At 59.1% G+C, this 10,825-nt stretch carries 11 protein-coding genes and 1 pseudogene; 11 read left to right on the top strand and 1 reads right to left on the bottom strand.

Translation table 11 applies throughout. From position 1 onward, the window contains the following. The 11 genes and pseudogenes from ACK8OU_RS19380 to ACK8OU_RS19330 all read left to right on the top strand — a co-directional run. Window positions 1-1,285: glycosyltransferase (locus tag ACK8OU_RS19380; RefSeq protein ID WP_410304984.1), on the top strand; the 1,285-nt coding region annotated here is incomplete at its 5' end. Window positions 1,286-1,289: 4 nt separating this feature from the next. After that, on the top strand, window positions 1,290-1,592 hold the full coding sequence (locus ACK8OU_RS19375; RefSeq protein WP_410304983.1) for a hypothetical protein: 303 nt from the start codon (window positions 1,290-1,292) through the stop codon (window positions 1,590-1,592). Further along, window positions 1,592-1,831: a hypothetical protein gene (locus tag ACK8OU_RS19370; RefSeq protein ID WP_410304982.1), complete on the top strand. Its 240-nt coding sequence runs from the start codon at window positions 1,592-1,594 to the stop codon at window positions 1,829-1,831. The genes ACK8OU_RS19375 and ACK8OU_RS19370 overlap by 1 nt, the downstream gene beginning before the upstream one ends. Window positions 1,832-1,837: 6 nt before the next feature. Next, window positions 1,838-2,059, top strand: coding sequence for a hypothetical protein (locus ACK8OU_RS19365; RefSeq protein WP_410304981.1), 222 nt, complete (start codon window positions 1,838-1,840; stop codon window positions 2,057-2,059). Window positions 2,060-2,157: 98 nt separating this feature from the next. After that, window positions 2,158-3,420: a TolC family protein gene (locus ACK8OU_RS19360; protein ID WP_410304980.1), complete on the top strand. Its 1,263-nt coding sequence runs from the start codon at window positions 2,158-2,160 to the stop codon at window positions 3,418-3,420. A 47-nt stretch (window positions 3,421-3,467) separates the two neighbouring features. Next, on the top strand, window positions 3,468-5,705 hold the full coding sequence (locus tag ACK8OU_RS19355) for a type I secretion system permease/ATPase (protein ID WP_410304979.1): 2,238 nt from the start codon (window positions 3,468-3,470) through the stop codon (window positions 5,703-5,705). Between the two features lie 9 nt (window positions 5,706-5,714). Next, entirely contained in the window at window positions 5,715-7,019 is a 1,305-nt protein-coding gene (locus ACK8OU_RS19350; protein WP_410304978.1) for an HlyD family type I secretion periplasmic adaptor subunit, read from the top strand. 51 nt (window positions 7,020-7,070) lie between these two features. After that, the gene (locus ACK8OU_RS19345; protein ID WP_410304977.1) at window positions 7,071-7,610 is read left to right on the top strand and encodes a hypothetical protein; all 540 of its coding nucleotides are present in this window, start codon (window positions 7,071-7,073) and stop codon (window positions 7,608-7,610) included. A 712-nt stretch (window positions 7,611-8,322) separates the two neighbouring features. Next, the gene (locus tag ACK8OU_RS19340; protein ID WP_410304985.1) at window positions 8,323-8,577 is read left to right on the top strand and encodes a ribbon-helix-helix domain-containing protein; all 255 of its coding nucleotides are present in this window, start codon (window positions 8,323-8,325) and stop codon (window positions 8,575-8,577) included. Window positions 8,578-8,581: 4 nt separating this feature from the next. Beyond that, window positions 8,582-8,734: pseudogene (locus ACK8OU_RS19335) on the top strand (type II toxin-antitoxin system RelE/ParE family toxin); the annotation flags it as partial. A gap of 11 nt (window positions 8,735-8,745) precedes the next feature. Next, a complete protein-coding gene (locus tag ACK8OU_RS19330) occupies window positions 8,746-9,372 on the top strand; it encodes an invasin domain 3-containing protein (RefSeq protein WP_410304976.1) in 627 nt (208 codons plus the stop codon). Window positions 9,373-9,394: 22 nt separating this feature from the next. Here the strand turns inward: ACK8OU_RS19330 and ACK8OU_RS19325 are convergent, their stop codons facing one another. Continuing rightward, window positions 9,395-10,462 (bottom strand): integrase core domain-containing protein, encoded by a 1,068-nt coding sequence (locus tag ACK8OU_RS19325; protein WP_410304975.1) that lies wholly within the window; start codon window positions 10,460-10,462, stop codon window positions 9,395-9,397. Window positions 10,463-10,825 lie beyond the last annotated feature (363 nt).

Genomic DNA, 10,825 nt, shown 5'->3' with positions numbered 1-10,825 from the left:
CACAATGAACATCCTCTTTATTCACCAGAATTTCCCCGGCCAGTTCAAACACCTGGCCCCTGCGATTGCGCAGCGCGGCCATCGGGTGGTCGCTTTGACCATGCAAAAGGTCAAGGAAACCCGCTGGCAGGGCGTGGACCTAGTGCCCTACGCGGTGACCCAAGGTTCTACGCCGGGCACCCATCCTTGGGTGGTAGATTTTGAGACCAAAATCATCCGTGCCGAGGGAGCGTTCCGTGCATGCCTGAAGCTCAAGGAGCAGGGGTTTGAGCCCGACGCGATCATCGCCCATCCTGGCTGGGGCGAGAGTCTGTTTCTGAAGGAGGTCTGGCCGGAGGCAAAGCTCGGCATCTTCTGCGAGTTCTTCTACTTGGCGGAGGGTGCTGATACCGGGTTTGATCCCGAGTTTCCGGTGGAGGATGTGGCGGGGAACAACTGCCGCCTAAAGCTCAAGAACCTTAACAACTACATGCATTTCGATTTCGCGGATGCGGCGATCGCGCCAACCCATTGGCAGGCCAGCACCTTCCCGGAGCCGTTTCGCTCGAAGATCACGGTGGTGCATGACGGGATCGACACGCAGGCGATCCAGCCCAACCCTAAGGTGAGCCTCAAACTGCGTCGCAATGGATCGGACGAGCCGCTCACCTTGACGCGGGACGATGAGGTCATCACTTTCGTCAACCGCAACCTTGAGCCGATGCGCGGCTGTCATATTTTCATGCGTGCGCTGCCCAAGCTGCTGCAAGAGCGCCCCAAGGCACAGGTCATCATCGTGGGCGGTGACGGAGTCAGCTATGGCGCCAAGCCGACCGTTGAAAAGAACGGCGCGGCATCCTGGAAAGAGGTGTTCCTCAACGAAGTGCGCGGCCAGATATCCGACGCAGACTGGGCGCGGGTGCATTTCGTGGGGCAGGTTCCCTATACCAATTTCGTCTCGCTCCTCCAGCTTTCGACCGTCCATGTCTATTGGACCTACCCCTTCGTTTTGAGCTGGAGCCTGATTGAGGCGATGAGTGCGGGCGCGGCCATCGTTGCCAGTGACACCGCGCCCCTACGCGAAGTCATTCGGCATAACGAAAACGGCCTTTTGGTCGAGTTCTTCAGTATAGATGGCCTTGTTCAGTCGATCTGCCGCCTGCTAGACGATCCACAAGAACGTCAGCGCCTTGGTGCCGCCGCCCGCCACACGGCCATCGCAGCCTATGACCTGAAGACAGTCTGTCTGCCAAAGCAGCTTGCTTGGGTTGAGGCGCTGACAAATGAAAATCATAAGAAAGGATAATCAAATGGCGAAATCCAAAAAGCCTGACGCGGGTAGCCAAACCACCGAGATCATCAGCGACGCGATCGGCGATGTTGTTGCTGCCGTTTCGCCACAGGCCGATGCGCCCAAAACTCCCAAGATCGTCATCGACGGTGTCGAATACGATGCCACGAACCTGAGCGCCCCGGCCAAGGGTGCAATCGCCAGCCTGCAATTTGCCGAGGCCAAGCTGATGGCGCTGCAGAATGAGCTGGCGATCTGCCAGACAGCGCATTTTGCCTATGTGAAGGGCCTTAAGGCCGAGCTGGAAGGCAAGGCAAGCTGATGGCTGAGACGCCGCAGATCCTGCGCCTCGACGGGGAGGATTACGACCTGTCCAAAGCCTCGGAGGAGGCCAAGGCACTCGTGGCGCGGTTGCAGCATCTCGACCGCCTGTTTGAAGAAAAGAGCAACCTCATGGCGCTGCTGACCAAGGCGAAAAACGCCTATATCGCGGACCTCAAGACCGAAATCATCAAAGAGAAAACCGGCGTTGATCTCTCGACGCTGTTTGACGAGGAGTAAATCCCCATGCCCAAATTCACTGTGGATGGCATCGACTACAACACCGAAGATCTGAGCGATAACGGCAAGGCGCAGCTGGCCAGCCTGCAGTTTCTGGAATTCCAGATGCGCAAGATCAAGGACGAGATCGCCGTCTATAACACGGCAAAGGCCAGCTATATTGCTGGTTTGAAGGCTGAGCTGGAAAAGGCAAAGGCCGCACCGGCTGATGCCCGCGCGGGGGAGTAAGGCTTATGCGGCGAGCACGACATCTGGCTGCCTGCGGACTGTTCGTTCTAGCCGGTTGTGCCGTTGAGAAAACCTCCGTCAGCACGATGGATGCGGCGATGCGCGAACGCCTCGCCCAAGGGCTTGAGGCTCCAAAAGCTACGGAGGCAAACTCGGGTGGCACTGTCACGCTGACAGCGGGGTTCTCCGAGGCGTTGCGCAGTGCTGTTGCCGCGAATGAGGGGTACCGGACGGCCGAGGCTTATGAGGCTGAAGCGATGGCGGGTGTGGGGGTTGCGACCAGTGCCCGCCGTCCGCAGCTCAGCGCAAATGCCACGCTCGGGGCGCTGCGAGAGGGCGACCCAGTCTCTGACACGACTACCGGTGCTGCCGGTGACGTCACCCTGTCCCAGCTTGTCTATGATGGCGGAGCCACGGGCGGCACGATCAATCGGGCCACTGCCGCGGCGCTTGCAGCCCAGGCCGACAGGCTGGATCGGGGCAACATGATCGCGCTCGAGGGCGCGCGCGCCTGGGCAGATTATTGGATGGCATCGGAGCGTTTGGCGCTGCTGCATCGCAAGACCGGCGATCTTGGCGATCTGATGGATCAGATGGACCGGATGGCGGCAAATGGCATGCTTGATCGTGCCGCGGTCGAGAACGCGCGGCGGCAATATCTTGACATCCAATTAGAACGCACAGGCCTGGAGGCCGCCCGCGCCGAGGCCGCGGTGCGGTTCGAGCAGTATTTCCAGCAGAACCCGGGAAAGGTTGCGCGGCCCTCGGACCTCGTGACCGTTCAGATCGCTCGCGCGCGGGCGGCCGAGTGGAAGAGTGCGCCGGCGCTGAAGCGGACGGTGGCCGAGCTGTTCGCCGCGCAAGGAGCTGCCGATGAGGCGCGCGCGGCCTTCCGTCCCAAAGTCAGCCTTCAGGCTGGGGTCATGTCACCGATGGATCGGGAAGACACGACCGATGTGACAGCAGGGTTGCGGGTCCAATATGTGTTTGGCGATGGTGGCCGCCGGAAATCGCAACTTGAGGCGGCCGAAAAGCGTGTCGAAGCGCTTGAGGCGCAGCTGACGGATGCGCAGCGGATTGCCAAGGCGGAAATGCAGGGCGCGATCGTGCGCCTGGACGCGCTGGAGCGGTCAATGCCGCTTGTGGCGCAGAAGATCAAGCTGACCAAGTCGGAGGCAGAAACGGCGCGCTCCCAGATTGCGACGGGACAGGCCAACCTGCAGCAGTTGATCTCTGCAGAGATCGAGAATTATCGGGCTTGCGACCAGCAGATCCAGATGCAGGCGGAGAAGATCGTGCTTCTGATGACGATCGCAGGGCGCACGGGATATCTGACCGAGGTCATCGGCCTGAAGCCGTGACCCGGTCAGACTGACGCGGCCGTTGCGCCGCATGGGACATAAGTAACATGACGACATCTCTGCCTGAGGGCAAATCTTCGATCGTTCTTGGCTCCTTGGACCTGAACGCAAGCCAAGCTGCGGAGGATCGTGCGCCAAGCGCTGACGAGAACGCGGCCCAGACCGTGCCAGAAGCGGGAAATCCCGCCGCCGACACGGACACTTTCCTGGCCACAGAGCAAAGTCTGATCCTAGCGGTCCAGCACATTCTGGCGCTGAATGGCACAGCTTTTTCGGAAGGTGCGATCCGGGATCTTCCAGAACTGATCCGTGAAGCCTTTGATCCAAAGGCGGCGGTGTCGGCCATGCGGCATGTGGGCTTTGAGGCTAGCCTAGGCGAGTTGCCGGTCAATGCGCTTGCGCCGGCGCATTGCCCGCTGATTGCGTTTGCGAAAGACGGGGACGCAGTCGTCATCGAGAAGATCGAGGAGAACGGGGATGCGGTGATCCGCGGCTTTGTCGAGGAGAGGCAGCACACGGTCCTGTCGCGATCAGATCGGAGTGACGCGCTGTTGCCCCACGTGATCCTCGCCCGCAAGGTGCATGAAGCCGCGCGGCCAAAGGGCAAGAACGACTGGTTCTGGGGCTCGTTTGCGCAAAGCAAATGGCTTTATGGGCAAGTGATGGCGGCCGCCACGATGACCAACGTCCTTGGGCTCGCGACGTCGCTCTTCATAATGGTGGTCTATGACCGGGTGGTGCCGAACGAGGCTATCGAGTCGCTGATCGCGCTGACCATCGGAGTCCTCGTGGCACTCGGCTTTGATTTTGCCATTAAGACGCTGCGGGCGCAGTTCGTGGACCGCGCCGGAAAGCGCGCAGACCTCCGAATGTCGCGGCTTATCTTCGACAAGATCCTGAACATGCGGCTCGACAAGCGCAGCCGCAAGGCGGGCGCGATGGCCAGCATCGTGCGCGAATTCGATACGTTGCGGGAGTTCTTTACCTCGGCCACGCTGATCGCGGTGGTGGATCTGCCCTTCATCTTCTTTTTTATCTGGGTAATCTACCTGATCGCTGGTCCGTTGGCGCTGGTGCCGCTCATTGCTGTGCCGCTGGTGATTGCGACGGGGCTCGTGATCCAGCCCTTCCTTGCGCGTATTGCCGAAGGCTCGATGCAGAGCAACATGTCCAAACAGGCGGTGCTGGTCGAAACCCTGAACGGGCTTGAGACGGTGCAGGCGACCGGATCGGGTCGGCTGATGCGGCGGCGGTTCGAGGAGGCCTCAGATGCGCAGTCCGATCTTGGGCTGAAAAACCGGATGCTGTCGCAGTTCGCGATTAACTCAGCCGCCTCGATCCAGCAATTGGCACAGATTGCAACGATTTTCTATGGTGTCTTCCTAATCCAGGATGGGGTGATCACCATGGGCGCGATGATCGCGGCTGTGATCCTAGGCGGCCGTACGCTGGCGCCGCTGTCGCAACTCGCGTCCGCCATGTCTCGCGCCAACGGGGCGTTGCAGGCCTATCGCTCTCTGTCCTCTGTGATGAATGACGACAGTGATCAGGTGGATGCATCGCGCCCGCGGCTCAGTCGGCCGCGGCTTCAGGGCAGCATCGAGCTGAAGAACGTCAGCTATAGCTTCCCGGGTGCCAATGCGCCGATCATTCGCAATCTTTCTCTGAAGATCCCGGCTGGGCAGAAAGTGGCGATCGTCGGGCGCATGGGCTCGGGCAAGTCCACCCTGTCGCGGCTGATGGCCGGGCTGATCGAGCCCAGCGAAGGGGCTGTGATGATTGATGGCGTCGATATCCGTCAGATCGACAAGTCGGACCTGCGCCGCAATGTGGGGGTGATGCTGCAAGAAACCTGGCTCTTCTCCGGAACTGTCAAAGAAAACCTGCAAATGGGCTTTTACGAATATGACGATGCCCATCTGCTGGACATTGCCAAAATCTCGGGTGTAGATGACTTTGTGGCCAATCACCCGCAAGGCTACGACATGCAGCTCAAGGAGCGCGGGGAAGGTCTTTCAGGCGGCCAGCGCCAATCGATCAACCTGGCGCGGGCGCTCTTGCATGACCCGAACCTGCTGATCCTCGATGAACCGACAAGCTCGATGGATACCGCGACGGAAAAGGCGGTGCTGGATCGCATCAAGGCCTGGGCAGGGCATCGGACGATGATCATGATCACCCACCGCAACACGCTTCTGGATCTGGCGGATCGGGTGCTCGTGATCGATCAGGGGACGGTGCTGGCGGATACTACGCCCGAAAAACTCAGAGCACAGGGGCGGTGAGGAACTGATATGGCTGAGATGGAATTCAAGCGCCTGGCGCGTGAGATGGCGGGCCGTGAAGGTCTCGCGGGCTCAACGGTTCTGTTCACGATCATTGCGTTGGTCGCGGCACTTCTGATCTGGGCGAATTATGCCGAACTGGACAATGTCACGCGTGGCGAAGGGCGAATCATCTCCTCGGTGCAGAACCAGATGGTCCAGGCGGCCGAGGGCGGTGTGATCCTGCGCCGCTATGTATCCGAAAACACGACCGTCGAGGAAGGGGAGGTTCTATTCGAGATCGATCCCGTGGACGCCAGTAGCGAGCTCAACCGCCTGAGCCAGCGCCTCGCTGCGCTGGATATCAAGGAATTGCGGTTGCGCGCAGAGATTGAGGGCGGTGATTTTGTGATTCCAGCAGAGCTGAATGCGCGCTCTCCGATGGTTGCACTGACCGAGCAAAGCCTGTTCGCGGCACGCCGGGCCGAACTTGCAGGCACGCTTGCGGTACTGGAACAGCGCCTGCAGCAGCGCCAGCAGGATTTGCGGGGTGCAGAGGCCGTTGTGGGTACATCCGAGCGCACGGCTGCGTTGCTTGAGCAGGAGATTGCGGTCGTTGCACCACTGGTGAAAGACAATATCGCGCCCGCGACCCGCCTTCTGGAGTTACAACGTGAGCTTGAGCGCACGAGAGGCGAGGGGGACCGCGCCGCTGTGTCGATTGAACAAGCGCGATCTGGTATCCGAGAGCTTGAAACGGAAATCGCCAATGCCAAGGCCAACTACAGCCTGAAATCCAAGGACGAGATCAACACGGTCGTGGCCGAACAAAGTGAGTTGCGCGAGGCGCTGCCGCAGCTGGAAGAACGCGTGAGCCGCACCGTCATCCGCGCGCCCATGCAGGGTATTGTTAACCGGCTGAACTTCCGCACGCCCGGCGGCTTCGTGAATACTGGCGATGTCGTTCTAGAACTTGTGCCCACGGGTGAGGCGCTGGTGATTGAGGCAAAGATTGCGCCGCAGGACATCTCGAACATTCTGCCTGACGACGCCGTTCGTATCCGCCTTTCCGCCTATGACTCAGCGAAATACGGCACGGTTGACGGCCGGGTGCTACGCATTAGCCCCGATGCAGTGGTTGATGAGAAAAATGGCGGGGCAAGCTACTATACAATCGATGTGGCGATCGAAGGCGAGCTGCTAGTCAATGAGGAGCCTGTGACCTTCATACCCGGTATGACCGCCACCGTTGACGTACTCTCCGGCAAGCGCACAGTACTTGAATATATCTGGCAGCCGATTGCGAGGGTGCAGGAACTTGCGCTCAGGGATTGAGAAGAGCGATCCTGCCCGGCGTATGGATGCGCGGTAAAAAGGAGAACGATGATGTGTGAAACAAGTCAGGATACAAATTCCCTGCCGGTGTTGTTGCATGTTCAGACCTTCACCGCGCGTTATGATCCGATCGAAGATCGGATTTTCCTAAACACTGTTGACGCCACGGGCGCCAAGCAGGTGATATATCTAACGCGTAGGCTGATGGATCAGATCATTCCAGTTCTGGCAAAGCACCTTGAGGATAAGACCCCTAAGGGTGTTCCCCCCGATGTCGTTCAATCGATGACGCAGGAGCGGGTACGGCAGGCGCGAAAATCTGAAGCGCAGGCAGAACCGGTGCAGGCCGACCCGGAAACCCCGCGTTGGCTCTGCACGACGATCCAGATGAGCAAACAACCTTCGGGTCTTGCCGTAACCCTCACTGGCGACGCCGCCTGCAAAGCCCAGATCCCGCTGGCCGACCCGCACCTTCGAACCGTGCTCGACATCCTCCGCAACAGCTATGCCAAGGCGGGATGGGATTTGCGCGTGTTCCCGGAGTGGCTCGGGTCGGAGCAGAACGCGGCGTGGCAGGTCAGGTTGAATTGATTGTGGTGTTATGTGATAACCTTCGCCGGTTGGGGCTAGCGTTTCACGCGCAGGGGCCTCGTACTGAAATTGATATTGGTTTCAGTGAGGGCCTGAGGCCTCCTACATGGGGTTTCCTTGTCTAAGCACTTCCAGCAGCAAGGCTATGATGTGGGGCACAATAGCATTGCCGCGCTTTGCCGCCGTGAGGGGGAAAGGAGGATCAGAAAACGATCCGGGGGATCGTTTTCTCGACGAACGCGAGAAACTGTATTATACTTGGTCGAAGAAATTCGTCGAAGCGGGGGGATAACCGGGCGTTTGTGCGACCACAGACGCCCATCGGGGCGTAAAAAGCTTGATCACCTGGCGCAGTCAGGCGATCTTGACGTCAGAAGGCAGGCCACTTGGGGAATGTCGGCTTAAAGAGATAGAAATCTATGTGTTGTCTGACTTGCCTTGTTATAATAGGACTTTTAATACTATTAATATTTGCGGGTTTCATCATCATCTCCATAGTTAAAATTCTTGATAGTGAAGACGATCTTTGGTGGGCTAACAAAGACGAAAGAGACACGTAGAGTGGGGGTGATCCCCCCTAGAAGTTCACCGCTGAGAACGTCGCGCTGCTTCTGCAGGCTGCGATGAAGGACGTGTAAATGAAGGCGTGACATGCGTGTTCAGTGTGCGTTTTTAGTTATATTTAATACATCCGTTTATGAGGAGAAGCGTGATTTCCCGAACGACTACAATGATGGTCCGCATTGGTAGAGCCTTGAGCGACTTTGTCTCAGCCAACGTTGGCGATCAGGGGTCCTATGAAAACGTCAGCGACTACATCCGCGACTTGATCCGGCGTGACAAAGAACCGGTTGAGGCCGAGGCGTTCGAACGGCTCAAGGCCGAGTTGACCCATGCCTTCGCTGCTCCGGAGGAGACGTACAAGCCGCTGACGGCGGCAGAGGTGATCGTGCGTAATCGGGGCTGACCCGGTGCCCGCAATTCGCATACAGGAAGGGGCGTCCCACCGCCTCGACGACATTTATCGCTACACCCGTGACAGGTGGGGTGATGAGCAAGACGAGACGTACATCACCGGCCTGTTCGCAGCCTTCGAGAGGATTGCAGCTCAAGGTGTCGTTTCCAACCGATCACGGTGCAGTTGAAGGATGCCAACGGCAACAACCTGACCACCGGTGGCGCGACTGTGGCGCTGAGCACGACGCTGGGCACTCTGGGTTCGGTCACCGACAATGGCGACGGTACCTACACCGCAACGCTGACCTCCTCGACCACCGCAGGAACGGCGACCATCAGCGGCACGCTGGGCGGCACGGCCATCACGGATACCGCTACGGTGGCCTTCACCCCCGGCACGGCGGCGGTCGCCATCTCGACGATCACGGCAAGCCCGACCAGCATTTTGGCCGATGGCACGACGACCTCGACGATCACGGTGCAGTTGAAGGATCGGAGGGTGCCAACCGTTCCAAGCTCGAAGCCGCGCCGTAATGCTGCTGTAAACAGGGGCACTACGGTGTTCGCAACTCATGATCTAGGTAGTGCACCGTGTGGTTGCCCAGTTGGTCAGGTTGGTGCAATCGTGCGGTTCAAACGGATCACTTCAGTTATGGGGCCCGCTCGTCTCATTCGCGCGCTATCCCCAGCGTCTTTGGCCTATCTTAGAGGGGTGCCAAAATGTATACGCTGCGCCATGACGTTGACTTGGAATGATTTTTTAAAGGCCGTGACGAAACTCGGCAAGATGAATCCGACGTTATAAATCCTTGTGTTGGCACGGAATTTTACGCGGCCTCGCGGGTGTAGGATGTGACGATGCCGCCAAGCTGGCGTCTGCGCTGGATCGGGCCGTCTCGGGCTGGTCGGAAATCGACTTGCAGAACGTTGTTCCCGATTTCCCGTCCACGATGTGGGCGCTCAGTGTTGTAATGGCGCACCCAAGTGCGGAGGATGTAATCGAGCTGCGAGCGGCTGAAGCAAACGAAAAAATCGAGGCATTCGCGCTTGATGGTGCCAATGAACGATTCCGCGAAGGCGTTTGCGTCTGGCGCTCTGTGCGGGATTTGGATGACTCGAGTGGCCTCCGACGCCCAAACAGTATCGAAGCTGGCGCTGAATTTGGTGTCGGCATCGCGGATCAGGAACTCCGGCGTGATGCCTTGTTCTTCGCACCACATCAACGTGTTGCGGGCCTGCTGGGCCACCCACGCCGAGTCGGGTGCATAGGTTGGAGCGCTGCAGAACACGCGGCGGCTGCCGAGATGGATGAACATCAGCACATAGGCCGTCCGTGGCCCGCGTAGCGTAAACACGGTCTTTGAGAAGAAGTCGCAGGCAACCATGGTTTCCATGTGCGCCCGGATGAACGTGGCCCACGGCAGGGCGGGCTTCTTGTTGCGCTTTTCCGGGGTCGGGTGGATGCCTGCCTCGTTCAGGATGCGTTTGACCGAGTTGGCACCGGCATAAAGCCCGAGCTTTTTCAGCTCGCCCGCGATCCGCTTGTAGCCCCAAAGAAGGTTTTCAGACCCGATGCGGATGACCACATCGCGCAGCTCTTGCGTGAGGCGCGGCCGACCCACGGCCTGAAAGGGGCGTCCTCCGCGCATCTGGGCGAGCCAGCGTTTGTAGGTCGCGGGCTTGGCCACTTCCATCAGCCCGTCGACAACATGCCCGCATTCTTCTCCCATGCGCAGCAGTTCAGCTTTCTCGGCAGGCGACAGGATGATTCTTTCTGTCGGTATGCGAGCGCGCAAGATAGCGATCTGGGCTTTCAGCAGTCTCAGCTGCGCATTGTGCCGCGGCATGAAGAACTGGTTCAGGAAGACCAGAAGGAGGGATATGGTCGAATTCATCTTGCCGGGCTCCACTGCGGCGTTTAAAAAAATGCCGCTATGTCAACGTGATGGGGCGTGCTTACATTTTGGCACCCCGCTCAGGGAAGCAAAAAATGCCGAGGCCAGCTGATGGCTGCCACCGAGCCGGGGCAGGGGGCATGTCAGGGTCTTTGCGCTTCTGTTGATCCACTCGATTGCGATGCCGCAGGCTGTTGAGCGGCGCCCAAATACCCTCCCGATCAGCGGCAAAAACGTCACGCAACGTTTCTCTTAAGCCCGCATTGGCTGCCTCTGACACGGGAGAGAGTTGGGTGCCAGGTTGGCTCCCTCCGGGCCTTGAGCAATGACGAGGCGATGCGGGCGTTTCGCAACACGATCCTT

This window comes from Pontitalea aquivivens (assembly GCF_046507575.1).
Taxonomy (GTDB): Bacteria; Pseudomonadota; Alphaproteobacteria; order Rhodobacterales; family Rhodobacteraceae; genus Pontitalea; species Pontitalea aquivivens.
Note: the sequence above shows the minus strand (reverse complement) of the source record. Positions and strands in the feature narration are given on the sequence as shown.